The sequence below is a fragment of the Kribbella sp. CWNU-51 genome (assembly GCF_054073265.1).
This window is the reverse complement of sequence record NZ_JBSXMZ010000007.1, coordinates 37,545-62,076: the sequence shown is the minus strand read 5'-3', so window position 1 is coordinate 62,076 and position 24,532 is coordinate 37,545. Positions and strand designations below refer to the sequence as shown.

The 24,532-nt window shown below is 68.2% G+C and carries 24 protein-coding genes and 1 tRNA gene; 18 read left to right on the top strand and 7 right to left on the bottom strand.

Features of this window, described 5'->3' with window-relative positions:
• Positions 1–30: 30 nt before the first annotated feature.
• Positions 31–816, top strand: coding sequence for a helix-turn-helix domain-containing protein (locus ACXC9Q_RS08625; RefSeq protein ID WP_457055958.1), 786 nt, complete (start codon positions 31–33; stop codon positions 814–816).
• 9 nt (positions 817–825) lie between these two features.
• Positions 826–1,563: a GNAT family N-acetyltransferase gene (locus ACXC9Q_RS08620; protein ID WP_457055957.1), complete on the top strand. Its 738-nt coding sequence runs from the start codon at positions 826–828 to the stop codon at positions 1,561–1,563.
• A gap of 5 nt (positions 1,564–1,568) precedes the next feature.
• Here ACXC9Q_RS08620 and ACXC9Q_RS08615 read toward each other — a convergent pair whose 3' ends face one another.
• On the bottom strand, positions 1,569–2,318 hold the full coding sequence (locus tag ACXC9Q_RS08615) for a helix-turn-helix domain-containing protein (protein WP_457055956.1): 750 nt from the start codon (positions 2,316–2,318) through the stop codon (positions 1,569–1,571).
• Between the two features lie 128 nt (positions 2,319–2,446).
• On the opposite strand from ACXC9Q_RS08615, the gene ACXC9Q_RS08610 reads away from it, so the two are divergent.
• A complete protein-coding gene (locus ACXC9Q_RS08610; RefSeq protein ID WP_457055955.1) occupies positions 2,447–3,682 on the top strand; it encodes a vanadium-dependent haloperoxidase in 1,236 nt (411 codons plus the stop codon).
• Here ACXC9Q_RS08610 and ACXC9Q_RS08605 read toward each other — a convergent pair.
• Both ACXC9Q_RS08605 and ACXC9Q_RS08600 read right to left on the bottom strand, forming a co-directional pair.
• Positions 3,666–4,613 (bottom strand): phosphotransferase enzyme family protein, encoded by a 948-nt coding sequence (locus ACXC9Q_RS08605; RefSeq protein WP_457055954.1) that lies wholly within the window; start codon positions 4,611–4,613, stop codon positions 3,666–3,668. The two genes, ACXC9Q_RS08610 and ACXC9Q_RS08605, sit on opposite strands and share 17 nt — an antisense overlap.
• 57 nt (positions 4,614–4,670) lie before the next feature.
• Complete coding sequence (locus ACXC9Q_RS08600) at positions 4,671–5,162, bottom strand: YajQ family cyclic di-GMP-binding protein (protein ID WP_457055953.1); 492 nt, start codon at positions 5,160–5,162, stop codon at positions 4,671–4,673.
• 82 nt (positions 5,163–5,244) lie between these two features.
• Between ACXC9Q_RS08600 and ACXC9Q_RS08595 the strand changes: the two genes are divergently transcribed.
• The 3 genes from ACXC9Q_RS08595 (at position 5,245) to ACXC9Q_RS08585 (ending at position 7,415) form a co-directional block, all read left to right on the top strand.
• A tRNA-Tyr gene (locus tag ACXC9Q_RS08595) sits at positions 5,245–5,330 on the top strand.
• Between the two features lie 584 nt (positions 5,331–5,914).
• Entirely contained in the window at positions 5,915–6,559 is a 645-nt protein-coding gene (locus tag ACXC9Q_RS08590; protein ID WP_457055952.1) for a hypothetical protein, read from the top strand.
• A 124-nt stretch (positions 6,560–6,683) separates the two neighbouring features.
• Complete coding sequence (locus tag ACXC9Q_RS08585; RefSeq protein WP_457055951.1) at positions 6,684–7,415, top strand: hypothetical protein; 732 nt, start codon at positions 6,684–6,686, stop codon at positions 7,413–7,415.
• Between the two features lie 876 nt (positions 7,416–8,291).
• On the opposite strand, the gene ACXC9Q_RS08580 is transcribed toward ACXC9Q_RS08585, so the two are convergent.
• Positions 8,292–9,116: a hypothetical protein gene (locus tag ACXC9Q_RS08580; protein WP_457055950.1), complete on the bottom strand. Its 825-nt coding sequence runs from the start codon at positions 9,114–9,116 to the stop codon at positions 8,292–8,294.
• 1 nt (position 9,117) lies between these two features.
• On the opposite strand from ACXC9Q_RS08580, the gene ACXC9Q_RS08575 reads away from it, so the two are divergent.
• The 4 genes from ACXC9Q_RS08575 to ACXC9Q_RS08560 all read left to right on the top strand — a co-directional run bounded on the left by ACXC9Q_RS08575 (position 9,118) and on the right by ACXC9Q_RS08560 (position 12,682).
• Positions 9,118–9,306 carry a hypothetical protein gene (locus ACXC9Q_RS08575; RefSeq protein ID WP_457055949.1) on the top strand — a complete coding sequence of 63 codons (189 nt, stop codon included), beginning with the start codon at positions 9,118–9,120 and terminating at the stop codon, positions 9,304–9,306.
• A gap of 641 nt (positions 9,307–9,947) precedes the next feature.
• The gene (locus tag ACXC9Q_RS08570; protein WP_457055948.1) at positions 9,948–10,592 is read left to right on the top strand and encodes a hypothetical protein; all 645 of its coding nucleotides are present in this window, start codon (positions 9,948–9,950) and stop codon (positions 10,590–10,592) included.
• A 57-nt stretch (positions 10,593–10,649) separates the two neighbouring features.
• Positions 10,650–11,321 carry a response regulator transcription factor gene (locus tag ACXC9Q_RS08565; protein ID WP_457055947.1) on the top strand — a complete coding sequence of 224 codons (672 nt, stop codon included), beginning with the start codon at positions 10,650–10,652 and terminating at the stop codon, positions 11,319–11,321.
• The gene (locus tag ACXC9Q_RS08560) at positions 11,318–12,682 is read left to right on the top strand and encodes a sensor histidine kinase (protein ID WP_457055946.1); all 1,365 of its coding nucleotides are present in this window, start codon (positions 11,318–11,320) and stop codon (positions 12,680–12,682) included. Before ACXC9Q_RS08565 ends, ACXC9Q_RS08560 begins: the two co-directional genes overlap by 4 nt.
• An 18-nt stretch (positions 12,683–12,700) precedes the next feature.
• On the opposite strand, the gene ACXC9Q_RS08555 is transcribed toward ACXC9Q_RS08560, so the two are convergent.
• Positions 12,701–13,864 carry a hypothetical protein gene (locus ACXC9Q_RS08555; RefSeq protein WP_457055945.1) on the bottom strand — a complete coding sequence of 388 codons (1,164 nt, stop codon included), beginning with the start codon at positions 13,862–13,864 and terminating at the stop codon, positions 12,701–12,703.
• Between the two features lie 299 nt (positions 13,865–14,163).
• On the opposite strand from ACXC9Q_RS08555, the gene ACXC9Q_RS08550 reads away from it, so the two are divergent.
• Entirely contained in the window at positions 14,164–14,814 is a 651-nt protein-coding gene (locus ACXC9Q_RS08550; RefSeq protein ID WP_457055944.1) for a GPR1/FUN34/YaaH family transporter, read from the top strand.
• A gap of 22 nt (positions 14,815–14,836) precedes the next feature.
• Here ACXC9Q_RS08550 and ACXC9Q_RS08545 read toward each other — a convergent pair whose 3' ends face one another.
• Positions 14,837–15,355, bottom strand: coding sequence for a hypothetical protein (locus ACXC9Q_RS08545; protein WP_457055943.1), 519 nt, complete (start codon positions 15,353–15,355; stop codon positions 14,837–14,839).
• Positions 15,356–15,398: 43 nt separating this feature from the next.
• Between ACXC9Q_RS08545 and ACXC9Q_RS08540 the strand changes: the two genes are divergently transcribed.
• From ACXC9Q_RS08540 to ACXC9Q_RS08515, 6 genes are all read left to right on the top strand, one after another.
• Positions 15,399–15,608, top strand: coding sequence for a hypothetical protein (locus ACXC9Q_RS08540; protein WP_457055942.1), 210 nt, complete (start codon positions 15,399–15,401; stop codon positions 15,606–15,608).
• Between the two features lie 68 nt (positions 15,609–15,676).
• A complete protein-coding gene (locus ACXC9Q_RS08535; RefSeq protein WP_457055941.1) occupies positions 15,677–16,771 on the top strand; it encodes a hypothetical protein in 1,095 nt (364 codons plus the stop codon).
• The gene (locus tag ACXC9Q_RS08530) at positions 16,771–17,295 is read left to right on the top strand and encodes a YciI family protein (protein ID WP_457055940.1); all 525 of its coding nucleotides are present in this window, start codon (positions 16,771–16,773) and stop codon (positions 17,293–17,295) included. The genes ACXC9Q_RS08535 and ACXC9Q_RS08530 overlap by 1 nt, the downstream gene beginning before the upstream one ends.
• A gap of 209 nt (positions 17,296–17,504) precedes the next feature.
• A complete protein-coding gene (locus ACXC9Q_RS08525; RefSeq protein ID WP_457055939.1) occupies positions 17,505–21,029 on the top strand; it encodes a S8 family serine peptidase in 3,525 nt (1,174 codons plus the stop codon).
• Between the two features lie 3 nt (positions 21,030–21,032).
• Positions 21,033–21,932 carry a hypothetical protein gene (locus ACXC9Q_RS08520; protein ID WP_457055938.1) on the top strand — a complete coding sequence of 300 codons (900 nt, stop codon included), beginning with the start codon at positions 21,033–21,035 and terminating at the stop codon, positions 21,930–21,932.
• A 43-nt stretch (positions 21,933–21,975) separates the two neighbouring features.
• On the top strand, positions 21,976–23,013 hold the full coding sequence (locus ACXC9Q_RS08515; protein WP_457055937.1) for a MarR family transcriptional regulator: 1,038 nt from the start codon (positions 21,976–21,978) through the stop codon (positions 23,011–23,013).
• Between the two features lie 95 nt (positions 23,014–23,108).
• Here ACXC9Q_RS08515 and ACXC9Q_RS08510 read toward each other — a convergent pair whose 3' ends face one another.
• On the bottom strand, positions 23,109–23,534 hold the full coding sequence (locus tag ACXC9Q_RS08510) for a MarR family winged helix-turn-helix transcriptional regulator (protein WP_457055936.1): 426 nt from the start codon (positions 23,532–23,534) through the stop codon (positions 23,109–23,111).
• Between the two features lie 92 nt (positions 23,535–23,626).
• Here ACXC9Q_RS08510 and ACXC9Q_RS08505 point away from each other — a divergent pair, with 92 nt between their 5' ends.
• Positions 23,627–24,532 (top strand): LLM class flavin-dependent oxidoreductase, encoded by a 906-nt coding sequence (locus ACXC9Q_RS08505; RefSeq protein ID WP_457055935.1) that lies wholly within the window; start codon positions 23,627–23,629, stop codon positions 24,530–24,532.

Sequence of the window (24,532 nt, the reverse complement as noted above, 5' to 3'; positions counted from 1 at the left end):
TGTGTTCACCACTGGTGGTAATTTCTCACCATGATCGAACTGCACCTGGCCGCGCCGCCGGAGGTGGTGAACGTCGGCGTGGGGATTCACGGCGTCCGCAGCCTGCGGGACGTGTTCCGGCTGCCGGACCTGTGGCAGTTGCACGTGTACGCGTACTCGGCCGATCTCAAGGTCGCCGGTACGACGTACTCGGTCTCGCCCGGATACGTGTCGCTGACCCCGGCCGGGACGCAGGTGCAGTTCGACTACCGCGGCCGGTCCGAGCACCTCTACGCCCACTTCCGGCCGGTCGTGACGGGCGAGCCGTCGTACGTCCCCGTCGTACAGGACGCGGGGGATGCCGCGCCGGTGCTGTCAGGTCTGCTGCACTCGGCGGTCGAGGCGTCGCCGTCGGGGTCCGCGCGGATGACGGCCGAGGTGTGGACGGCGTTGTGGCGGATCGTGGACCTCCACGCGGTCACCACCGAGGGCGACTCGCGGCACCCCGCGGTCTCCACCGCCATCGCCTATATCGAGGCCAACCTGGCCCAGCCCCTCACCGTCCCCGCGCTGGCCCGCCTGTCCGGTGTCTCCCACAACCACCTGACGCGCCTGTTCCAGACCGAGACCGGGCAGACGGTCATCGCCTACATCCGGGGTCGCCGGATGGCTCGCGCCCGCCACCTGCTCGTCTCGTCGACCCTGTCCATCCCCGCCGTCGCGGCGTCGGTCGGTGTCCCCGATCTCCAGGCCTTCAACAAGACCTGCCGTCGTGAGCTCGGCGGCTCACCCCGTGCGATCCGCAATGCGGTGGCCGGTCCGGTCGCCGCGGGTTAACGTTCGCTCGTGTTCGAACTCATTCCAGTAGTGCAGGCGCCGCAGTACGACGAGGAAGCCGAGCAGCGGTTCGCCGAGGAGTGGCCGGAGTTCATCTTCCACGACGTCGAGGTCCGGAAGTACTCCGAGCGGCGCACAGAGTACTTCCAGAAGGACTGGGAGTTCTACCTGGTCTCCGACGACCAGCGGCTGATCGCCGGCTGCTGGGGTGTTCCGATCGCCTGGGACGGGACTGTGGACGACCTGCCCGCTGGGTTCACCGGCTCGCTCACGCGGGCGGTCACGTCGTACGAAGAAGGCGTCGTGCCGAACACCTTCGTCCTGATGGCGGCCGCCGTACGCTCCGACGAACAGGGCCGCGGCCACGCCTCGCGCGTCATCACCGCTGTCCGGGAGCGTGCCGTGGCGGGCGGCCTGGATCGGGTGATCGCGCCGGTCCGCCCGACGCTGAAGTCCCGCTATCCGCTGACCCCGATCGAGACCTTCATGACCTGGACCCGCGACGACGGATTTCCGCTCGACCCGTGGCTGCGCACACACGCCCGCCTCGGCGCGACCATCATCGCCCCCGCAACCGTCTCCCAGACCATGACCGGCACCGTCGCCGAGTGGGAGAAGTGGACCGGGCTGGCCCTGCCGTCCTCAGGCTCCTACGTCATCCCCGACGGCCTCACCGTGCTGGAGATCGATCACTCGACGGACAGCGGCATCTACCGCGAGCCGAACATCTGGATGCGCCACGCTTAGCTCGTTCAGGCCGAGTGGGTGCGGCGAAAGGCGGTCGCGACCGCGGCGGTCCGGCTGGTCACGCCGAGACGCTCGTAGATGTTCTCCAGATGCTTGCGAACGGTGCCCTCGGCAACGAACAGCCGGTGGGCGATCTGCGTGTTGCTGTGCCCGTCGGCGACCAGGCGCAGCAGCTGTAGCTGGCGGGTGGTCAGATCGGGTACACCGGCCCGGCGGCGTTCGTGGGCACGGAGGACCTCGATGAAGTGCGGGCGCAGCATCGTCAGCAGTAGCCGCTCGCGTTCGGTGAAGTCGCGGCCGGACACGCGGAACAGCAGCAGCCGGCGGTCTTCCGCCCCACGGACGGGGAGCGGGACAGCCATCTCATGGCGTACGCCGCTCAGGCGGAACCACTCGCCGACGATCGAGTCGGCCACCTGTCGCTCGGTCAGGTAGTCCGACACCCTCCAGACGGTGTCGTAGTCACCGGTGAGCTGCGGCCGGCAGGATGTCTCGCCCTCCCAGTAGGACTGCCAGAACAGGTCTTCCCAGCCGTCATCAAGGTCGTCGGGGTCGCCGACCAGCTCGAGCCCGATGAACTCACGATCCAGCGGGCGGCTCACCTGGTACGAGATGTGCTCGGCGGGCACCAGGTCCGTGAGTGCGCGCAGCAGGTCGCGCGGGAACAGCTCCTCGGGATCGGCGTTCCGGCCCCGGTCGACGACGTCGAGCATCGTCCGCAGGTCGTGTTCGGTGACCGTCAACTGATCCACCATGACGTACCCCTCCCCGCCGTCAGGCTATGCCCGCGACGCCGCCGCGCCCATACGTCGAACGACGTATGGCGATCGGACATCCGCCGCGGCCACGGTGAGTAAGTCGTTCCATGATTGGGGGGAGTCTCATGAAACCGCTGTTGCGATGGCCTGCGCTGGCAGCCGCCTGTGCGTTGGTGCTCACCGCGGCCGGCTTGTCGCCCGCCGCAACTGCGACGTCGGGTGCGTCCGCGGCGCCGGTGATCGATTGGAGCAGGTACGCCACCCAGGCGATCGTCGCCGGGCGTCCGCCGGCCAGTTCCGAGGTGCTGATGGGCATCGTGCACATCGCGATCGCCGACACCGTGGCCGGTCTGGGATACGGCCGGCCGTTCCGGTTCGCCGTACGGCCGGATCGGAAGGCGTCTGCGGCGGCCGCGGTCGCTACCGCGGCGTACGACGTACTGCGGGCTCGCGTGCACCCGGCGCCGGCGGGGCTGGACGGGACATACGCCGACTACCTGGCCGGTGTGCCGGATGGGAGAGCCAAGACCCGCGGCATCACGCTGGGCCGGTCGGTTGCGGCCGCTGTACTCACGTGGCGCGCAGGAGACGGCCTGTACAACACAGTGCCGTACGTCCAGGCTGCACCAGGCCCAGGAGTGTGGGAGCCGACGCTGCCGACGCCACCCGTGGACATCGTGCTTACGCAGGTCAGGCCGCTGGCGCTGCGCTACCGCGCGCAGTTCCGGCCCGATGGACCGGATCCGCTGACCAGCAAGCGCTACGCGCGTGACGTGGCTGAGGTCGCGTCACTAGGCCGCAAGGACAGTACGACGCGCACCGCCGCGCAGACCGAGACTGCGATGTTCTGGTCCGAGCAGACCGCACAGCAGTGGAGCCGGGCGCTCCTGCAGTTGGCGTCGGACCGGCATCTCTCCCTGGCCAGGGCGGCGCAGATGCTCGCGCTGGTGCACGTGTCGGCTGGTGACGCGCTGATCGCGTGCTGGGACGCCAAGTTCTACTACCGCTCCTGGCGACCGGTCCACGCCATCCAGCGCGCCGGCACCGACGGCAACCCGCGCACACAGGCCGATCCCACCTGGCAGTCCCTGCTGAACGTCAACCACCCGGAGTACCCGTCCGGCCACGCCTGCTTCACCGCCGGCGCCACCAACGCACTCCAGGCCTACTTCCACAGCAACCTGCCCTTGACCATGACCAGCCTGGTCACCAACACCACCCGCGTCTACCCAACCCTCTCCGCCGTACGCAGCGACGTCCGCGAAGCCCGGATCCTCTCCGGCCTCCACTTCCGCCACTCGATGCTGGACGGCGAACAACTGGGCGCCGACGTGGCCAACTGGATCAGTGCCCGACATTGACCGCCAGTGCGGCCAGGCCGTGGCTGAGGATGCCCTTGACCACGGCCAGGGCGTAGGCGTTGTCGGGGCCGGTGATGACCTGGTCGGACCACATGACGACGTCTTCGAGGGCCCGGACGTGGCGGTAGTAGCGGATGGCCTCGTCGTCGATGGGGTGCGGGCCGTAGCCGGTCAGGAAGGCGTCGAGCTGTTCGGAGGTGGTGGGGCCGACGTCGCCCATGCCGCCGAGCATGAACATCAGGTCCTGTTCGCGGGGCGCGAGGATCACGTCGTCCCAATCGATCAGGTGCAGGTGGTCGTCGACGAGGACGTTGCCGAGATGCGGGTCCCCGTGGCAGACCACGCGGGGGCCGCTCGGTTCCGGTGGGCGGGCCCTGAGCAGGTGGGTGATGGTGGCGTCGTACTGCTTCCAGACGGCAGCCAACTCCTCCTCGACCTCGTCCTCGGGTGCCTCCGTGCTGAGCCGCGTCTGCAGTTTCTCCGCCACGGCCGGGACCCGCGCGTCGATGTGACTGTGCTTCGGAAGCGCATCACGCAACCTCGGCGGCGGCTCCGCGTCATGCACCCGCCGGATGAGTACGCCGTACTCGCTCCACTGCTCGTCGGTCAGTCCGCTCTCGGCCGCGCGTACGCCGTCGATCCACGGAGTGATCGTGAGCCGCTTCTTCTTCCCGTGGAAGGTCCACAGGCCGCCCTCCGTGGTTCGGATCATCTCCGGGACCCCCGACAGACCACTGTCCGCCAGGAACGCGGCCACCTGGTGCCCGGTGTTGGTGCCCGCGCCGCTCCACTTCACGGCGTACGTATTGGTGGCCGTGGTCGCCTTCCACACCTGCGCGGCCAGATCGGCTCCGTGGGCCACCGGTGAGAGTTCCACCACATCCAGCCCGAAGTCGTCGAGCAACCACCGCCGCAGCAACGTGTCCCCCACGCCGCCAGCATGCCCGGCAACCGGCCGCCTAAGCGACCCGATTACCAGGCCCGGCGGTCAGCGGTAGTTGACGAACTGGACGGCGAAGTCGAGGTCCTGGCCCTTGATCAGGGACTGGACGGCCTGCAGGTCGTCGCGGCTCTTGCTGGACACGCGGAGTTCCTCGCCCTGGATCTGGGCCTTGACGCCCTTCGGGCCCTCGTCGCGGATCAGCTTGGACAGCTTCTTCGCGTTCTCCTGGGTGATGCCGGCGCTGATCGTGGCGTTGATCTTGTAGATCTTGCCTGACAGCTTCGGGTCGTCAGCCTCCAGACCCTTGAGCGAGATCTGCCGCTTGACCAGCTTGTCCTTGAGCACGTCGAGGACGGCGTTGACCCGCTCCTCGGTGTTCGCCTGCAGATCGATCGCCTCGCCGGACAGCTTGATCCCGGCGTCCACGTTCTTGAAGTCGAACCGCTGGCTGATCTCCTTCGCCGCCTGGTTCACGGCGTTGTCCACCTCCTGGTGATCGACCTTGTTCACGATGTCGAAGGAGGACTCCGAAGCCATGGGCAGTTCCTTTCCGATTTGCTGTCAGGGGCACCCTCTGTTGTATCGTCTCCCACGCCGGTTCACGAACCGGCACCACCCTGGCGGGTTGCCCGAGCGGCCAAAGGGAGCAGACTGTAAATCTGTCGGCGTATGCCTACGCAGGTTCGAACCCTGCACCCGCCACCAGCTAGAAAACAGGCCCTGACCTGCGGGAACGCAAGTCAGGGCCTGCTACGCGGTGTCCGACTGTGTCCGACTGGCTACGGCTCTCTACGGATGTCTGTGCGGAATGCGTGCGGAAGTTCTGGGGCCCTAGCTAGGCGTGTAAGCGCCGACGGTCGGCTACCACATCGGCGCATGCGCGTCCGTGACCCAGGCTGCTCGTGTGGGGCGGCGACGCCGCGGCAGACCCTCCTGAGAGCTGGCACCCAGTCCCTTGGCACTCGGTGGAGGTCAATGAGCCGGCGTCAGGGCCACTCATAACCCAGAGGTCGCAGGTTCAAATCCTGCCCCCGCTTCGGAAGAAGGCCCAGACCATCAGGTCCGGGCCTTCGCTTTGCATTGTTGGGCTGCCCCGTGGTTTTGCGGGGTCGCAGCCGTTGCTGGACAGCTGGCCGAGATGTGCTCAGTGACGTGTCGTCGGGTAGCCGGCCGCGCCGGTTGGTGTGACCTGTACCCAGAGCCGATGTTGACGTCGTTGTTGGCAGCGGAAGACGACCCCTTGTGCTCCCCGGCCACTCCGAGCTGTGGGGTGCGCATACGCTTCGGCAATGCAGTCAGACGAGTCGTTGCCCGCGGACCTCGCTGGCGACCTGGTGTCGTCGGTGTTGCCTGGGGGAGGGCCGCTGCTGTCCCGTCTCATCGGGGCGGTAGCTGGCGAGTGGAGTAGGAATCAGTCGCATGCGATGAGTGCGGCTGTCAGAACCTCCGGGCTATCGCGGGAGGATCTCGTTGAACGTATCGAAGAGCAACCCGAGCTAGTTCCGCTCGTCACGCGCCTTCTCCACGAGGCAGCGATGACAGGTCAGGGGCCGTTGCTTGAGGCGATGGGCGCAGCCTTCGGAGCGGCCGTCGTGGAATCAGCTCGTGCACCCGAGTACGAGCTGGTCCTGGGCGGCCTACGAAATCTTCATGGAGTGGACGTCAGGTTTCTCCGGGAGATCCGCGACCGGCCGGTGTTTCAGCAACAGACAGAAGAGGAAGAGGCCGAGGCCTTGGAATCTGACCGGCTCCAGACAAGTTTTCGGCTCGCGGTTCGCCTTCAGGTGTCAGAAGAGACCTTGTGGTTCGGCCTAGTTCGACTAGCGAATCAGGGCTTTGCAGTCACCGAAGGCGTGTACTCGGGGAACCGCGTCACCATCACCGAGTTGGGACGGTTGCTGTATGACGTGCTCGAGCGGATGAACAACGCGTAGGGCATCGGTCCTGGCCGCCTTGCAGTCGCCGGGTCAAGCCAAGAGATAGACAGCTGCAGGACACCGGCGAGGACGGCGCACATGCTGGGCTGACTTGTTCGCGCAGCGGCGCTACTGTCAACGGATGTGGTGGTTGCTGGCCGCCTTGGGGGCCGGTGGGTTGACAGTCGCGAGCCGCTATCTGTGGGACCGGCGAGCCGCGCGGCGGGGTGACGCCGAGGAGCTGGAGCAGATTCGCAGGCTCGCCGCCGAGGACGTGACGCTACTCGGCGCGGAGCTTGGGCGGCTTGACACCCAGGTGGCAGGTCGCACGCTCGACGCGGCTGCGCGTGAGGAGTACCAGGTCGCGCTCGACGGGTACGAGGCGGCACAACGGGCAGTCAAGGGCATTCGATCGGCGGCGGAGATCAGCTCGGTTACCGGCACGTTGGCGACCGGACGTTACGCAATCACTTGCGTTCAGGCGCGGATCCGGGGCCAGCCGGTTCCCGAGCGCCGGGTGCCGTGCTTCTTCAATCCGCAACACGGACAGTCGACGACCGACGTGGTTTGGACTCAGCCGAAGTACGGCACCCGGACGGTACCGGCTTGTTCTCCCGACGCCGCGCGGGTCCGGGTAGGCGATCAGCCCGAGGTGCGCTATGTCGAGTACGGCGGTCGCCGGGTGCCGTACTGGCAAGCTGGCACGGCGGTGGCGTCGTACGGTCTGGGGTACTTCGGAGCGGGCGCGGGCACGAGCTTCAGCGCGCTGGCCGGCTTCGAGGCTCAAGCAGGTGCGACCCGCCGCTGGGGCGACTCCAGCAGCCACGGTGGTGGCATCGACGGCGACGACGGCGGCGCTCGAGGTATGAAGTAGCGCCTGAGCCCCACCTCCCGAGCGAGTGGTGGCCTCAGTGGACGAGCGATGCCAACTCGCCCGCTCGCTGATGCAGAGGTTGCGCGTGCCGCGTCACGTGCCGAAAGCCGCAGCGGAGTGTCGGCCTGTAGATCTCGGGAGGCAAGCAGGGGAGGCGCCCCGAGGTAGTACCCAGATCCGTACCCAGGACGCATCGAAACGGGTCGGACCCTTGGGAAAGCGTGAGACGGATCGAGCATCAGATGAGTCGCGTAGCCGCGCGCTGTCGAGAGCCTGGCGTGCGCTTGAGACACCGTCAGGGCTACTCATAACCCAGAGATCGCAGCCGGTCGGGCGCGATGCATCCGCGCCCTCGATGAGGTCCCCGTCTGTTCCGCCCGCGCGGAATGCGTGCGGAGGACGGCAGACGCCCCTCTGTAAATCTGTCGGCGTATGCCTACGCAGGTTCGAACCCTGCACTCGCCACCAGCACATCGCAAGCCGAAAGTGGGCCCCTGACCTGCGGAAACGCAGATCAGGGGACACTTTCGTCTCAGCCCTCAGTGTCCGGCTGACTACGGCGGCCTACGGCTGTGCTTGCCATATCCCTGCCACCGTTTCAGGCGGGCTTCGCGGGTTCAGGCAGGTTACTTCGATCCCGAGCTGACCGATCCCCGCGCGCGCTGCCCTCCTGCTGGCCCGTGCTGCGGCACGCCACTTCTGCGCCGACTGGGGCGGGCGTCTTGCGCGCGTTGCGGGTCGCGTGCACCGCGAACGGCTGGCCGGGCCGAGGTCTTCGTCGCCTTCGGATCCGACCCGGCCATTCGACAACCACAGGGGCCGCCCGTACCGGGCGACAACCACAGGGTCGCCCGTACCGGGCGGCCCCTTCCGTTCTTACGCCCGGCCGCGTAACACGATAGTGCGCTCCTCGGAGTCGGTCCCACAGTCGAAGGACCCGCAGGCGAGCGCGTTCGTGACACTTGCCGCCTTGCCCCCGGCGAACTTGCCGCCGTCGGGCAGGATCTCCATACTCCACGACTGCGGCGTGCCGTCGCACAGAATGCCGGAGATAGTGTTCCGGCCGCGCACGGTGAACCGCCCGGCCCGCTGCGTCAACTCGGTGCTCACGTCCGTGAAGAATGGCTCGCCGGTGCAGGTCGCGGTCCCGCTCACCGTCGCCGTACCGGTCCGGCTGTTGAAGGTCGCGACCGGGTTCACGGTGATGTCGATCGTGGGTGGCGGCGGGAGCACATCGACCGTGAGGTTGAGCGTCCCACCGTTACCCCCTGCGTCGAACTGGTTGTCGAAGACCAGCACTGTGTACGTCGTACCAGCGGTCGCCCGCCAGGACGCCTGATTAGACCCACACACCACCTGGCTCCAGTTCCCCGGGCTGCCGGTTGCCACGATCGCGGTGGTCGAGTACGTCGACGAAGACACATCGAACCGGAGAATTTCGTCTGCGGTCGGGGTGATCCCGTACCAGACGCTGGCATCGGTCGGCAGGGGCGCGGGTGTTCCACAGAAGGCAGTACTGAGATCGTCGCTGTCGGTGGTCGCCTCGGTGGTGTCGAGGCTGTCGGTGAACGGGATGGCCCCGACCACGGTGCGGCCGCCGTAGGTGTCGTTGCCAGGCGGAGCCGCGAACCCGATGCCCGCGGACATGATCAGGGTCCCGAGCACAAGCGCAGACACGGCCGCGCTCCGAAGGTGTCTCATGATGCCGCTCCTTGCAGGATGCTGGCGGGCGCTACTCGGCGCCCGCAACTGGACGCTGTCCGCGGCGGTCGTCGCCCGGCAGACCCCGATCCCTCCTCCGGCCCGGAGCGGCGCCGGCACCCTCACCCGGCAGGCCTCCGTCCACCGGGGCACCGCTCTATTGGTATTGATGCGCCGGCGGGTCGATTAGTTATCCGCCGTATGCGCCGAAATTGCCGGCACAGGGAAGTAGCGCGCGACACCTACGACGCTCCGGGACGCCAGCAGCGGTGATAGGGCTGGACATCGATGCGTAGCCTCGCGGGCTATCGACGGCCATTAACCCAAGGCCCCGGAGAGCGCCGCGGCGTGCCGTCGCTTTGCTGCCTCCTCCTGGCCATCGATGCAGCCCGCGTAGACCTGGAGTAGCACCTTGACGAGGTGTCCGGCCCACTCCGCCACCTGCGTCGCGGGGACCCCAGCGTTGAGCCAGAGGCTGACCCGTCGTGGCGTAGGTCCTACGGGTGGCGTGCGAGCGGTGATCGGTACTGGGCTTCGGTCAGCGCCTTCTTGCGTGCCTTGTTCCACATCCGGGTGGACGTGTTCGGGTGTCGCCATGGGAGCGGGCAGGCCGGAGCGGACATCGAACGGGATCCCGGCTCGTGCTGCGGTTGTTGGCTTGGCCCGGAACGGATCACCTCGTTTCTTGGTCGCGTGAGGCTCCGGGGGCGTCTGCGGGCCTGCTCTAAGGAAGCTCTAAAGGTGGCTGAAACCGCAGCTGAGGCCGCGCTGTTTGGGTTGTTGCCACGGCGCCGGTTCTCGTCCGGCGCTCTGTGGACGAAAGGAATCGCGATGATGAAACGCAAACGGCTGGTCGCGGCCGCAGTCACGCTCGTGGCGCTCGCCACGACCGGTACTGCGTCGGCGGCGACGTCCGGTTCGGATCCGAAACCCGGCGCCGCGAAATCCGGTGCCGCGGTAAAGGCGGAGGGAAAGTCCAAGCCGGCTGCGGATGCCGACTTCGCCGCGATCGCGGCGAAGCTCGGGGTGACGACCGACCGGCTCACCGCCGCGCTGGACGCGGCCAAGAGGTCGCTGGCCGGCTCGACCACAGTGACGCCGGAGGCATTCGTCGCGGCGGTCGCGGCGAACCTGGGGCTGCCTGCCGCGCGGGTCAAGGCCGCCGTGGAACCGTTGTTCCTCAAGCCTGGGCGCCCTCGTGCCGGCGACGACAAGCAGGACGGCAAGGACAAGAAGGGGGCGGACGACCCGCGGACCTCGCCGTTCACGACCAACGCCGCAGCGGCACGCTTGGCCGCGGCACTCGGCGTGAGTCGGGCGAAGGCCAAGGCCGCCCTGGTCGCTGTGGTATCGGCTCCCGGCGGAATCGTTCCGACGTCCAAGGCCTTCGGTGATATCGCCCACTCGCTCGGGGTCAGCGCCGATCGGCTCAATACCGCGTTGGGGGATCTGAAGCAGTCACTGGCCAACGGCTGACAGCGGCCTAGTCTCACATCATCACAACTTCATGATCGACGGCGAGGATGGACGACCATGCGGATACTTGTCGTGGACGATGACCCGGCTGTTCGGCGGTCCTTGGAGCACGCGTTGGGCCGCGACGGCTACGACGTGGCATCCGCCGCTGATGGGGCGTCCGCACTCGCCGAGCACGGCGTGTTCCGCCCGGACGCGGTGGTGCTCGACGTCCTTATGCCCGAACCGAACGGGCTCGAGGTATGCCGGACGCTGCGTTCGGGCGGGTACGACACGCCGATCCTGATGCTCACGGCCCGGGACCTGGTCACCGACCGGGTCGCCGGGCTCGACGCGGGGGCCGACGACTACCTGGCCAAGCCCTTCGCTCTGGAGGAGTTGCGGGCGCGGCTTCGAGCCCTGCTGCGGCGCAGCGGCGTAAGAGACGAGGTGCTGCACTTCACCGACATCGAACTGGATCTGAGTGGCCGCCGGGCCGAACGCGCCGGCCGGCGCCTTGAGCTGACCAAGACGGAGCTGTCGCTGCTGGAGCTGTTCCTGCGCAATCCCCGTCGCGTGCTGAGCCGGACCCAGATCTTCGAGTCCGTCTGGGGCTACGACTTCGGCCCGGAGTCGAACGCGCTCTGGGTCTACATCAGCTACCTGCGCAGCAAGCTCGAAGCCGACGGCGGCAGCAGACTGATCCAGACGGTGCGCGGCCTGGGGTACGTCCTGCGCGAGGAGCCATGAATCTGCGCACCCGGCTGGCCATCGCCGGAGGCTCCATAGCCGCGGGTGCTCTGGTGCTCGTGTCGGTTGTTCTCTATCCGGCCGTGGAAGCCAACCTCCGCGGCCAGATCGACAGCTCCCTGGTGACGGCGTCCGGCCAGGCACCGGACGTGGCGAAAGCCATCAAGGAGAAATTCAGGGGGACGTCCAACGAGTCGGCCTTCCCAGCTGTTCCGCTGGGGATAGGGAGCACCCAGCTGCAAATCGTGCCGGATCCGGTCCGGACCGGGCCGTCGGCGCAGTTCGTCGACCTCACCGCCCGCGACGTCGAGGTCGCGAACGGATCCGCCGCTGCCTACTTCCGTAACGCGGTCTACGGCGGCGTCGCCTACCGCATCTACACCGCCCCATTCCCAGGAGCACCCGGAACGCTCGTGCGGACCGCGATCCCGCAATCCGATCCCGCACCCACCCTGCGCCGACTCGCGTGGCTGCTCGCCGCATCGACGGTGGCCGCCGGACTCCTGGCGGCACTTGCCTCACGCCTGGCCGCGCGCCGCGTCCTACGACCCGTACGTCGGCTCACCAAGACCGTCGAACTGATCCGCACGACCGGCGACCTGGCCATCCCGATCCCCGCCGACAGCCAGGACGAGATCGGCCGGCTCGGCTCCGCGTTCGCCGGGATGACCGCCGCGCTGGACGAGTCCGTCGGCGCCCAGCGCCGCCTGGTCGCCGACGCCTCGCACGAACTGCGCACACCACTGACGAGCCTGACCGTGAACCTCGAACTGCTGGCGGAAGACCTGGGCGACACGCAGGCCCCACACCTCGCCGCCGAAGCGCTCGACCAAGCCGGCGAACTCAAGACACTGATCAACGACCTGGTCGACCTGGCCCGCTACGGCCAGCCCGCTTTCCACACTGAAGACGTCCGCCTGGACCTCGTCGCCGAGCGCGTCGCGGCCCGCGCAACACGTCGGGCAGCACAGATCGGCTTCGACCTGACCTGCGCGCCCACCCTCGTCCACGGAGACCCCGACGCCTTGGAACGCGCCGTTGCGAACCTGGTCGACAACGCCGTGAAATGGAGCCCGTCCGGCGGCCGCGTCCTGATCAGCGTCAAGGAGGGCATTCTCGACGTCGCGGACGCCGGCCCGGGGATCCCCGACAGCGACCTCAAGTTCGTCTTCGACCGCTTCTACCGCTCACCCGCTGCCCGCGCGCATCCCGGGTCCGGACTGGGCCTGGCCATCGTCCGACAGGTCGCCGAGGCGCACGGCGGGACGGCCGAAGTCGTGCCATGTCACAGTGGCGCGCGACTGCGCCTGAGACTGCCGGTGTCCAGCGAACACGCTGAGCCCTGGGCAACACCGAGTTGAAGGTCTGGCTTTGCGCTCTCAGGAGAGCGCGGCGATCCAGTTGCGCAGGTTAGCGTCGGTCACTTCGCGGGCCGGTGTCACGTGTGCGAACCTTCCGTTCGAGGCGACCAGCGCGATCGTCACCTGCGTGAGATCCGGCGGGACCGTGCTGTCACCCGAGAACACCCAACTGGCGGCGCCCTTGAAGTCGAGGCCGACCGGAACGGCGAACGTTCCCGCCGACTTCGAGATCGAAGCCGCCAGTTGGTCCACGTCCTTGGGGTTCAACAACGAGCCCTTCCAGTCCTCCGGTGGCATGACCAGCAGGAAGCCCACGACCGGAGGTTTACCGGCTCGCGTCATCGGCAGCAGGCGGCCGAGCGCAGTCCGGATCCCGTCCGCCGATCCTGCCACGATCACGAACGGCTTTCCGCCGTACGACATACTGTCGACGAACCCGCCACCGACCGCGTTGAGCCGGAAGCTGCCGATCTCGTCAGGCCCGAAGTCACCGCTATCCGGCGGCACCTCAGTCGACTCGGCATCCGGCGGCACGTCGGTCGACTCGCCTTCCGGGGGCGCCACGGACGTGTCGGCGCCTGGCGGCAACTCGGTTGAGAAAGTGTCGGCCTTGATCACTGGGCCGAAGGTCACCTCGGTGATGACTTCCACGGCGCCGTAATCCATCACCAGACCGGTCTTCTCGTCCAGCGCCATCTCTCTGGCATCCATGGCCGGCTGGTCACTGGATTCCACCTTGTCGCAGTGGTAACGGACCGCCGTCCGCCCGAACAACGTCTTCGTGCCGAGCCGCTTCGCCGCCGGACACAGCTGTTCGAACTTCTCGGTGCCCGGCCGGTAGAAGAACGTGCTGTCGGGCGCGTCGTCTGTGCCCGGATTCTCGATCCGCTGGTATTTCGGGTCCTCGGCGGGGTTGTAGAGCAGCAGCACCTTGCCGTCCCAGACCTGGGAGTACCCTGCACCTCGGCCCGTGAGCATCGTCAGCCGGAACCGCCTGTTTCCGTCCGCGAACAGCTCGAAGGACTCCGGACCGCCTTCGTCTTCCGTGAACGCGCCTCTGATCCTGCCCAGATCGGGCGACGCCGTTGATGTTGCCGAAGGCAACGCAGAGCTGCTGCCTGCTTGTTGCCCGCCACAACCACTTGCTGCCGCGACGGCGAGCACGACCGCGACGATTGTCATCCTTGCTTGTTGCCCCCGCACAGTCATGCCGACTGCGCTCCTCCCCGGTCGGTGATGCTCCAGGGACCGGCGGTGGCGACCGGCCGTGATCCTGTGGTGCACCCCAGACCTGCCCCTGGGTGCACGCACGCTGTTTCAGCTCAGTCTGCGCGTGGAGAGCCCGGCGCCGACTGAGTAATAGTGCTCAATTCGCCGGCCGCGAAGGCCCCGGGGCCGGGCAGTGCCTCAAATCGAGACATCTGCCGGGCGCGCAGCGGCATAAAGTCTCACCGTCGGGATGCGCCCGAAAGGAGCTTGCCATGGCGACCATCGATGCCGATGCCCAAGGCGCCCAAGAGGTACGTGCCCAACATGCCGCTGAGGCCGCGGTCCCAGCGGTGACCGGAGACCCATCCCTGATCGGTCTCCCCAGTTTCATCGTGGGATCGGTCGCGCTCGGTCTCGTCCTCGTCAGCTACGTGCCTGCGGCGGCGGTGGGGGCCTCGCTCCCCGTGATCGTCGCGGCCACCGGCCTGGGCCTGGTGATCGCGGCCGTCTGGGCGGCAGCTGTCGGCCAGAGCGCGGTCGCCGGGGTTTTCGGCATCTTCGCCGGTTTCTGGCTGAGCTACGGAATGCTCGTACTGGGCCTGACGCACAACTGGTACGCCATTGTCGCTGCGGACGCCCTCCATACGCAGGGGGTTTTCCTGATCTCGTGGCTGGTGGTGATCGGGATGCTGACTCTCGCCACACTCCGGTTGCCGATTGCCTACACGGTGCTCTTCGTGCTCATCGAAATTGCCTTGGTGCTGGTCTTGATCGGCACGCTGCAGCAATCAGCCAGCACGCTGAAGGTCGCCGGTGTGGTGGTGTTCGTCTTCGCCGCGGTGGGTGTCTACCTGTTCTTCAGCTCGGCCTCGCAGGCGACAGGCGGTAAGGCGCTTCCGCTCGGACGGCCGCTTCTCCATTAGCTGGGCAGCCGGACGAAGTCGGTTACGCCTCGGGGGGCTTGCGGGGGCGGAATCTCGAGCGGAACTTCGAGTCGTACTCCAGGTGTACGTAGCCCGAGGAGTGGACGCCTACCGCGATGCATCCCACGGCCAGGAAGACGATCCCGGCAATGAAGGAGATGTGCCAGAAAGCTGCCGCGATGCCTGCGAACGCGGAGCCCTGGGCGATCGCCTTGGCCACGCTGACGAGTGGCGACTTGCTGGTCCGGCGACGGAACTCCTCCTGCCGGTTCAGGACCAGGAGTGCGGCGAGTAGCGGTATCGAGACGGCGAACGCGATGACGCACACCAGCGCCGACGGGTCGAGTGAGGGCTCGGTCAGGAACGGCTGGACCACGACCAGGCCGGCGGCCGCCAGGCCGCCGTAGATCAGGTTGGACTGACGGATCCATTCCTGCTCGGCGGCCGGGTCGGAGGTGACGTCTTCGGCTTCCTGCCGGATGCGTTCGGCCTCGGCTTCCATCTGATGTGCCTCGGCCAGGAAGTCCTCGTCCTCGTTCATGGGCTCATCCTCCCCCGAAACTGCCGTCTGTCAGGATCGCCGGGTGGTTGGACTGCGAGAGCTGTGGAACGACGCCGTCCCAGATGCGGGCGCGTTGGCCGACGACCTGCTCGGGCGGTACGCCGGGATGAGCCGGCACGTGTATCGCGATCGGTACGTCGTGAGTCCCAGACCGTCGTGCGACCGCGGTGTCGTGGCCGCCGGCGACCTGATCCTGGTCGGAAGTGACCACTCGCTGACGGCTCTCCGCTAGGTGGGGAATAGCGTTGGGACAGCGAGCGGTTTGCTATTGATTGACCAGGTTCGTGACCGAGGAGAGCGATGAAACCCACTGAGTTCGTGAAGGTGAATGGGCAGTTCTGGGGGGATCACCTGCGGAGCGTGAGTGAGCATCTGCCCACGAGTCACCGCAATGAGCTGACCGGGCCGCTGCTGTTCCCGCGGATGATGGTGCTGACCGAGACCCCGGACTGGAACATCCTCGAGCTCGTCGGGGTGAGCCGCGAGTACCGCTCGCTCGAAGTACGGCGGCAGAAGGCGCAGAGCGTCGAGGAGTACTTCGGCCTCGGCAGCGGCTCGCCCGTGGTCAAGCTGTCCGGGGAGAACCTGTTCAAGGACGCGACCATCGCGACCGAGGCCGGCCGCCGGGAGCTGGACGGCCGGTTCCCGAGCGCGGTGACGATGCTGGGGCAGGAGTTCGTGGGGGCGGGCGACCAGCTGCTGCAGTTCGCGCCGGGGAACTACTCGACCTTCGACCGCACCCTGCTCGTGCACACGGCGAACGAGTCGATCCGGCTGCACTGGACGTTCTTCGCGATCGCGATCCACCGGTCCGAGCCCGCGGACAAGTACCTGACCTTCCTCCAGAACTACTCTGCGGCCCGGCCGCACCTGGACCCGATCGGCACCCTGAGCGTGCCGGCGGACGCCGCTGATCTGAAGAGCGACGCCTTCGCCAGCACCTACCTCGCGCACGGTCTCCAGGACGCGACCGTCGACCAGTTCCTGGACGCGAACGAGAGCATCCTGCTGTCGGCGTTCGACGCGACCCGGCTGATCCGCCAGCCCTTCCTGGACGACCTGCAGCCCGACTTCATCCTGGAGCGCGCGGACGGCAGCCACATCATCGGCGACCTCAAGCTCCCGGTCGCCGACACCACCAACGGCAAGAAGCGCCGCCGTGCCTTCAAGGCGCCGGTGCCGGAAGGCGCCGCTCAGCTCGCTCGGTACGCGGAGTACTTCAACTCCGCCGAGAACCGCGCGTTCGCCCAGACCAAGTACGGCGTCGAGGTCAGCGACCCGCGCAAGCTCCTGATCATCCCGACCCAGGAGACCGTCGCCGCCGGCGAGTTCGCCGACGCGGGCGTGGAGATCGTCGACTACGACACGATCCTGCGCCTCCACCTCGCGACCTGATGCAGTACTTCGTCTACGGACGCGACCGGCCCGGCGGGTTCGGCCTCAAGGTCAGCCTGACCGAGGAGCACTGGGCGTTCATGGACGGGTACGCCGACGCCCTGATCGCCCGCGGCCCGACCCTGACCGAGGACGGCGAGGAGACGACCGGCAGCCTCCACATCGTGGACCTGCCGGACGTCGCGGCGGCACGCTCCTTCGCGTGCGACGAGCCCTACCACCGCGCCGGCGTCTTCGACGAGATCCTCCTCTGTCGCTTCGACAAACACGTCGGCACCACGATGTGGGACTTCACCAGCACCGTCGAGGGCCTCCGCCGCTACCTCGTCCTCACCCAGGACGAGCCGCGCCCGGTCGAGTCGCCGTACCTGATCATGTACGGCGACCTGCTCGGCCTGACCGAAGACACCCACCTCGGCCGCGCAGCCCTCGTCGAAGCACGTGACGCTCAGCACGCCGCCGTACTGCTGTCGGCCAAGCTCACGGACGTGCACCCGTGGGAGTTCGGTGGTCGGCGGGACTGAGAAGCCTGCTGCGGCCAGTTCTGGCCGTGGCCAGATGGGGCCGCGCAGGTGCCTGGACACCCGGTCCTGGCGCTGACGAGACTGCTGGACGTTGCGCCCGGCCGCGAACGTCCACCGGGCGAATCCTGACCTGGAGGTTTCGCATGCCGGCTCCGCTGCCACGTCCGTCCTCAGATTCCGGGCGAGCTGTGTCGTCACGCCGAGGCTCGATGGTTCGCTCGCCGGGTTCGCGACCGGGACGGCGCTGGGTGCGGGGCGTCGTACCGGCAGTGCTTGCCGGGCTGTTGGCGTTGCAGTTGGTTCCGGTGCCGGCCGTCGCCGCAACAGCGACACCTACGCAGACACCGCCCCAGCCTTGGCAGGCCAAGGTGACCACCGGCCTGCTCGCCGGTCTTGATGCCGGGAAGAAGACCGACTTCATGATCAGGTTCGCCGAGCATGCCGACCTGAGCGCAGCGAAGTCGATCAGGGACTGGAAACAGCGGGGCCAGTACGTCGTACAGCAGTTGCAGCGGGCCGCGGAAGAGGGGCAACGGGCGACCCGCGCGACGCTCGACGCGGCAGGCGCTGAGTACAAGTCCTTCTGGATCACCGATGCCGTTCTGGTGAAGGACGGCTCGGCCGCGCTGGCCGAGAAGCTGGCTGCCGGTTCGGACGTTGTGGAGCTGCGGGAGGCGCCGGCCTACGACGTGCCCGAGCTGACACCGGCCGCCGAGCGGAAGGAGGCGGCGGCGGTCGAGTGGGGCGTCGCGAACATCCGCGCGGACAAGGTCTGGTCGGAGCTGGGCGATCGCGGCCAGGGCATCGTGATCGGCAGCATCGACACCGGGGTTCAGTTCGATCACCCGGCGCTGGTGGGCTCCTACCGCGGCACGGTCGGCCCGGGGGTGTACGACCACGACTACAACTGGTTCGACCCGTCGGGTGTCTGTCCGTCGGCCGCCCCGTGCGACAACATCTTCCACGGCACGCACACGATGGGCACGATGGTCGGCGGCGACGGGCCGCGCGGCCGGATCGGTGTCGCGCCCGAGGCCCGCTGGATCGCGGCGAAGGGCTGCGAGGACGAGGAGCGTGGGTGCAGCCTGGGCGCCCTGCTGTCCTCGGGCCAGTGGGTGCTCGCGCCGACGGACCTGTCCGGCGCGAATCCCCGCACCGACCTGCGCCCGAACGTGCTCAACAACTCGTGGGGCGACGACAACGGCAGCGTCGAGGATCCGTTCTACGACGACGTCGTGAACGCCTGGAACGCGTCCGGCATCTTCTCCGTGTTCTCCAACGGCAACAACGGAGAGGACGGCTGTGACACGTCCGGATCGCCGGCCGACGGTACGGCGACGTACGCGGTCGGCGCGTACGACGAGGCGAACAAGATCGCCGACTTCTCCGGTCGCGGGCCGGGTGGTCCCGGGCTGGTCAAGCCGGACATCGCCGCCCCGGGAGTCGCGGTCGGTTCGTCCATTCCGGGGAACGCCTTCGGCACCGCCAACGGCACCTCGATGGCTGCGCCACACGTCTCCGGGACGGTAGCGCTGATCTGGTCGGCGGCCCCGTCCCTGGTCGGCGACATCGACGGTACGCGCGAGTTGCTCGACCAGACCGCGATCGACACCGACGACCTGTCCTGCGGCGGCACGGTCGAGCGGAACAACACCTTCGGCGACGGCCGCCTGGATGCCTTCGCGGCTGTCCATGCCGCGCCGGTCGGTGACACGGGCACTCTTGTGGGCCGGGTCGTGAGCAGCGCCGGGCAGCCGGTCGCCGATGCGACGGTCGTCGCTGCCAACGCTGACCACGAACGGCGGACGACGACCGGTGACGACGGGACCTTCGACGTCCGGCTGAGTGCCGGCAGCTACGACCTCACGGTCTCGGCGTACGGGTATCACGGGGCCTCGGCCGACGGCGTCGAGGTGACGAAGGATCGGCAGACGACCCGCGACTTCAGCCTGACCCAGGTGCCGATGGCAACGATCCGCGGGAAGGCGACCGACAGCTCCGGCCACGGGTGGCCGCTGTACGCCGCCCTGAGGGTGGCCGGCACTCCGTTGGCCCCGATCCACACCTCACCGGTCGACGGCACGTACAGCGTCCAGGTGCCGGTGGGCTCGAGCTATGACATCTCGGTGGACCCGGAGTACCCGGGCTACCAGACGATCACTCGCAAGGTCAGTGTCCAGGGCAACATGACGGTCGACGTCGGCGTACCGGTCACGGCGACCCCCTGTACGGCGCCCGGCTACCGGACCGAGCACCAAGGTCTCGGCGAATCCTTCGACGGTACGGCGATCCCGGCCGGATGGACCCAGAAGACGGCGATCGGCGACGGCTGGGAGTTCGCCGACCCGGGGGAGCACTCCAATCTCACCGGCGGCAGTGGTGGTTTCGCCAGCATCGACAGCGCTTCGGGCCAACGGTTGGAGGACTCGCGACTGGTCTCGCCCACCGCCGACCTCACCTCCGTACCCGAGCCGGTGATCGGCTTCCGCACCGACGTGGTTGGTTCGGCGGCAGCGGTCGAGGTCGACCTGTCGACGGACGACGGCGCAACGTGGACGAATGTGTGGCGCCGCAAAGGGACCTGGCGCGGGCCGCAGCAGGTCCAGGTGCCCGTCCCCGCGGCCGCGGGGCACGACAAAGTGCGGGCGCGGTTCCACTACAGCACGGAGCTCGCGGGCAACGGCTGGCTGCAGATCGACGACGTGGTGATCGGCGCGACGACCTGTGCTCCGGTCGCCGGCGGCCTGGTGGTAGGCAACGTGCGGGACGACCGGGCCGGCAACGCCGTCGTCAACGCGACGGTCCAGAACCTGGCCCGGCCGGCTGATGTGGCCACTGCTGCGGCGACGCCGACCGACCCGGGCGTCGACGACGGCTTCTACTGGATGTTCTCGCCCGCCGGCCGGCAGCGGTTCAGGTCGCAGTACGACGCCGGGCAGTACGAGGCCAGGACCCGTGAGATCGTCGTACCCGCGAACAAGGCGGTCCGGGTCGACTTCGGGCTCGGCATGGCCGAACTGAAGGTGACCGCGAAGGAGCTGACGGGATCGGTCCGGATCGGAGATCGGCGGACGATCGACCTCACGGTGAAGAACATCGGGACCGGACGGGCGGCCTACGAGTTGACACCGTTCGAGGACAAACCCGACGTCAAAGCGACGCGGGCCGGCTTCGTGCCGGAGCAGCGGTACCTGAACACCGACGACGGCGGTCCGTTGCCGGCGGCTCCTCGATCGACCGCCAAGGCACCGGGCCTGACGATCGCGCCGTGGGAGAGGATGGCCGACCTGCCGGCCGGCGACATGGACACGCTCGCCGCCTACCACGACGGCAAGCTGTACCAGATCGGTGGCGTCGAGGGGCTGAACCAGAGCGACCAGCGGCACTTCGTCTACGATCTCGCGACCAAGTCCTGGCAGGGCATCGCCAAGACCACCGATGCGCGGGAGAAGCCGGCCGGGGGTTTCGTCGGCGACAAGCTGTACGTCGTCGGCGGCTGGGCACGAGGCGGTGCGCCGTCGGCCGGCCTGATGATCTACGACCCCGCGACCGACGCCTGGTCCACCGGTCCCGATGCGACCATCGGAACAGCCGCGGCAGCGTCCGCCGTACTGGGCGGCAAGCTCTACATCATCGGCGGCTGGACCAGCACTGACGCCGAGGGCGGCAACCGCGCCGTGTTGGTGTACGACCCGGCGAGGGGCAGCTGGACGCGGGCGGCGGACTATCCGTAGCCCGTGGCATGGGGCAACTGTGGAGCGATCGGCGAGCGGATCTACTGCGCCGGTGGGCAGCACCGCGGCGGTGAGGGTTTGCGGACCGCGTACAGCTACAACCCGGCGACGAACACCTGGTTGCGGCTGACTGACCTGCCCACCACGGTCTGGGGTGCCGCCTACTCCGCGGCAGGAGGCGAGCTGCTCATCTCGGGTGGAGTGGTCGCCGGCTACCGGAGCAACCTCGGGTTCGCCTACAGTCCGGCCTCGGACACCTGGCGATCGTTGCCCAACTCCCTGTTTGCGGTGACACGCGTGGCCGGCGCCTGTGGATTCTTCAAGGTGGGTGGGGGAGAAGGCAGCCTCGGTACCAAGCCGTACGTCGAGCGGCTGCCCGGGTACGACCGGTGCGAGCCAGGCGGCCGGGACGTACCGTGGCTGAAGGTAGACCGGCCGTCCGGGAGTCTCGCGCCGGGGCAGTCGACCCGGATCCGGGTGACACTGGATGCGGGCACACCGGCAACGACCCAGCCGGGTGAGGTCGCCGCGCAGCTGCTGGTCATGGAGAACACGCCGTTCCGCAACGCGCCGCTGACCGTGGCCATGTCCGCGACGGCGCCACCGAGCTGGGGCCGGATCACCGGGACGGTCACCGGGAAGGACCGGTGCACAGGTCAGGTCGACGTACTGCCTGGTGCCTCCTTGACGATCCACACGAAGCGACACGACGTGCGGCTCAGCACCGACGACGAGGGACGTTACTCGTACTGGCTCGAGGCTGACCGGTCGGTTCCGGTGACTGCGGGCAAGCCAGGCTGGACGGCGGACTCGCGGACGGTGCGGGTCGATCCGAAGCGAACTGCCGTGGCGGACTTCCGGCTGGCCAAGCTGGGTAGCTGTCCGGCGGTGCGCAACAGATAGGGCTCACAGAAATGGCTTGCGCTCGGTGGATAGCGTGCCGGTTGTGGCCAGGCAGAAGCGGGTGAACGGCAACAATCCGGCGGGGGAGTCAGTGGCGAACCTGGCGATGCTTGGCGTCGGCGAGTTCGAGGAGCGGGCGTACCGGATCCTGTTGAGATCACCGGGCCTGACCGTCGCCGGCCTCGCCGATCGGACCGGGGCGGAGCCGGCCCGGGTACGCCGTGCCGTCGGCGTGCTCGAGCGGTCCGGGCTGATCACCCGGACACCGGTCCCGACGCCACGTCTGTTGCCGGTGGCACCGGATGCCGCGGTTGAGGCCCTGGTTCGCCGGCAGGAGTCCGAGCTCGGGCGGATCCGCGCGCTCGCCAGGTCCTGGGTGCCGGAGTTCCGCGCCGGCGGCCGCGCCGGACCGGTCGAGCTGATCGAGGTCGTGAGCGGTGCCGAGGCGGTGCTCAGCCGATTCGACCAGCTCCAGCGAGCGGCCTCCGACGAGATCCAGGTCCTCGACACCCCGCCGTACGCCGGCCAGGCGGGGCCGATCACGAATGACGAGGAGTTCGCGGTCCTGGCGAGAGGAGTGACCTGCCGTGCGATCTACGACCGGGCCGCTCTCGAGCAGTCGCCGAACGCCGTCACCGCGATCCTCCGGTACGTCGCCGCGGGTGAACAGGCGCGGGTGACGTCGGAGCTGCCGCTCAAACTCGCCACCTTCGACCGCAAGGCGGCCTTCATTCCCCAGTCGGCGGACCAGCGGGACATCGCGAGCGCGATCGTGGTCCACCCGTGCAGCCTGCTCGATGTACTGCTCTATGTCTTCGACCGGCTGTGGGACCAGGCGACCCCGCTGACGTCTGCGGAGCCCCACTTCGCGACCGAGCAGGACGACGTGGTTGAGCCGACGGCCGACGACCGACGCGTGCTGGCCCTGCTCGCCAGCGGGATGAAGGACGAGGCCATCGCGCACCACCTGGGCTGGAGCCATCGCACCACCAGGCGGCGGATCGCAACGCTGATGACCTCGCTGAATGCGGACACCAGATTCCAGGCCGGCCTGTACGCCGCCCGCCAGGGCTGGTTGTGACCGGCGGTTGTTCTTCATCAGCACGAGCGCCGGGCCTGTACCACTCACCCGGTAGGCGATCCGGGCGTCGTGCAGGGCGACGTACTGGTACTGCATCAAGCTCGGGCGAGGATCGTCTGCAGCGTGGTCGTGAGCGTCTGGCGGGCTGTTGCGGGAAGGTCGGAGGTCAGTGCTTCGATGCGGTCGACGACGGCGTCGTGGGCGTCATGGGCCAGGGACCGGCCGGCGGGGGTGAGCTCGATGTGGCTGGCGCGGCGGTCGGCCGGGTTGGCGGTCCGGATGACCAGGTCGCGGCGTTCCAGGCGGTCGACCATGCTGGTGAGGCTCGAGCGCTCGATGCTCAGGATCCGGCTGAGCTCGGTCATGCCGAGCGGGCCGCCGAGGAGAACACAGAGCAGGTGCGCCTGCTGCGGAGTGAGGCCGAGCGGCCGGCTGGTCTCGGCGTGCAGATCCTGCAGCCGATGCATCGTCTGGACCAGAGCCCCGGCCAGCTCCTGATCCCGTGCCGTCGTCGTCGCCATGTCTGCCATGATAGTCCGGCAGCCGGATAGTTTGTAGGTCTAACAGTTCGTGGTACTACTATTTAGATGTACGAACTATCTGGAGGACTGCGATGACTGTGAAGTTCGGATATGGCTCACCCGACAAGCTCCGCGACGTGCCCGCCATCCTGCGGCTCGCGGAGCGGGCCGACCGCGACGGGCTCGACCACGTCACCCTGTCGGATCACCCCTATGTCGCCGACCTGCTGGACGGGCATGCGGCGATTGCCTTCATCCTCGGCCGGACCGAGCGGCTGTCGGCCTTCGTCAACGTGACGAACCTGCCGTTGCGTCCGGCCCCGGTGCTCGCACGTACGGCGTCCGCCCTGTCGGCGTTGTCGGGCGGACGGTTCGTCCTCGGCCTCGGCGCCGGCGGAGCGTGGGACCGGATCACCACGATGGGCGTCCCGGAGCTGCGCCCGGCCGAAGCGGTCGAGGCCTTCGAGGAGGCCATGCAGCTGGTCCGTTCGATGTCCGACGGCGGCCGCCCGGCCCCGACCAAGCACTACCCGATCGGCGACCTCCAACCGGCCGCCGTCGCCGCCCCGCTCATCTGGACCGGATCGAACGGCCCGAAGTCGCTCGCCGCGACCGGCCGCCAGGCGGACGGCTGGATCCCCGGCCGCGCCGCGGACTGGCTGAGTGACCGCTTCCGCTGGTCCCGCCCGATCATCGACGAGGCCGCGCTCTCGGTCGGCCGCAAACCCGCCGACGTCGCCACCATCTACAACTTCCCGGGCGCCATCACCGCAACCCCGGTACGCCGGACCCGCGACGCCGAAGGCCGCTGGATCGGCGGATCCCCGGCCCAGTGGACCGAAGAACTCACCGACGCGATCCTCAACCACAACGCCGCCGGCTTCACCCTCTTCCCCCGCGGCTCCGACCCGTACGAAACCCAAGTGGCCCGCTGGTCCGAGGAAGTAGTCCCCGCCATCCGCGCCGCAATCAGTCAGCCGACACCGGCTGCGGGATGA

Bases quoted from the DNA above. Each gene is read 5' to 3' on its own strand.
- ACXC9Q_RS08625 (WP_457055958.1), top strand. From the start codon at position 31: ATGATCGAACTGCACCTGGCCGCGCCGCCGGAGGTGGTGAACGTCGGC.
- ACXC9Q_RS08615 (WP_457055956.1), bottom strand. From the start codon at position 2,318: ATGGTGGATCAGTTGACGGTCACCGAACACGACCTGCGGACGATGCTC.
- ACXC9Q_RS08610 (WP_457055955.1), top strand. From the start codon at position 2,447: ATGAAACCGCTGTTGCGATGGCCTGCGCTGGCAGCCGCCTGTGCGTTG.
- ACXC9Q_RS08600 (WP_457055953.1), bottom strand. From the start codon at position 5,162: ATGGCTTCGGAGTCCTCCTTCGACATCGTGAACAAGGTCGATCACCAG.
- ACXC9Q_RS08590 (WP_457055952.1), top strand. From the start codon at position 5,915: ATGCAGTCAGACGAGTCGTTGCCCGCGGACCTCGCTGGCGACCTGGTG.
- ACXC9Q_RS08585 (WP_457055951.1), top strand. From the start codon at position 6,684: ATGTGGTGGTTGCTGGCCGCCTTGGGGGCCGGTGGGTTGACAGTCGCG.
- ACXC9Q_RS08580 (WP_457055950.1), bottom strand. From the start codon at position 9,116: ATGAGACACCTTCGGAGCGCGGCCGTGTCTGCGCTTGTGCTCGGGACC.
- ACXC9Q_RS08575 (WP_457055949.1), top strand. From the start codon at position 9,118: ATGCCGCTCCTTGCAGGATGCTGGCGGGCGCTACTCGGCGCCCGCAAC.
- ACXC9Q_RS08570 (WP_457055948.1), top strand. From the start codon at position 9,948: ATGATGAAACGCAAACGGCTGGTCGCGGCCGCAGTCACGCTCGTGGCG.
- ACXC9Q_RS08565 (WP_457055947.1), top strand. From the start codon at position 10,650: ATGCGGATACTTGTCGTGGACGATGACCCGGCTGTTCGGCGGTCCTTG.
- ACXC9Q_RS08560 (WP_457055946.1), top strand. From the start codon at position 11,318: ATGAATCTGCGCACCCGGCTGGCCATCGCCGGAGGCTCCATAGCCGCG.
- ACXC9Q_RS08555 (WP_457055945.1), bottom strand. From the start codon at position 13,864: ATGACAATCGTCGCGGTCGTGCTCGCCGTCGCGGCAGCAAGTGGTTGT.
- ACXC9Q_RS08550 (WP_457055944.1), top strand. From the start codon at position 14,164: ATGGCGACCATCGATGCCGATGCCCAAGGCGCCCAAGAGGTACGTGCC.
- ACXC9Q_RS08545 (WP_457055943.1), bottom strand. From the start codon at position 15,355: ATGAACGAGGACGAGGACTTCCTGGCCGAGGCACATCAGATGGAAGCC.
- ACXC9Q_RS08535 (WP_457055941.1), top strand. From the start codon at position 15,677: ATGAAACCCACTGAGTTCGTGAAGGTGAATGGGCAGTTCTGGGGGGAT.
- ACXC9Q_RS08530 (WP_457055940.1), top strand. From the start codon at position 16,771: ATGCAGTACTTCGTCTACGGACGCGACCGGCCCGGCGGGTTCGGCCTC.
- ACXC9Q_RS08525 (WP_457055939.1), top strand. From the start codon at position 17,505: ATGGTTCGCTCGCCGGGTTCGCGACCGGGACGGCGCTGGGTGCGGGGC.
- ACXC9Q_RS08510 (WP_457055936.1), bottom strand. From the start codon at position 23,534: ATGGCGACGACGACGGCACGGGATCAGGAGCTGGCCGGGGCTCTGGTC.
- ACXC9Q_RS08505 (WP_457055935.1), top strand. From the start codon at position 23,627: ATGACTGTGAAGTTCGGATATGGCTCACCCGACAAGCTCCGCGACGTG.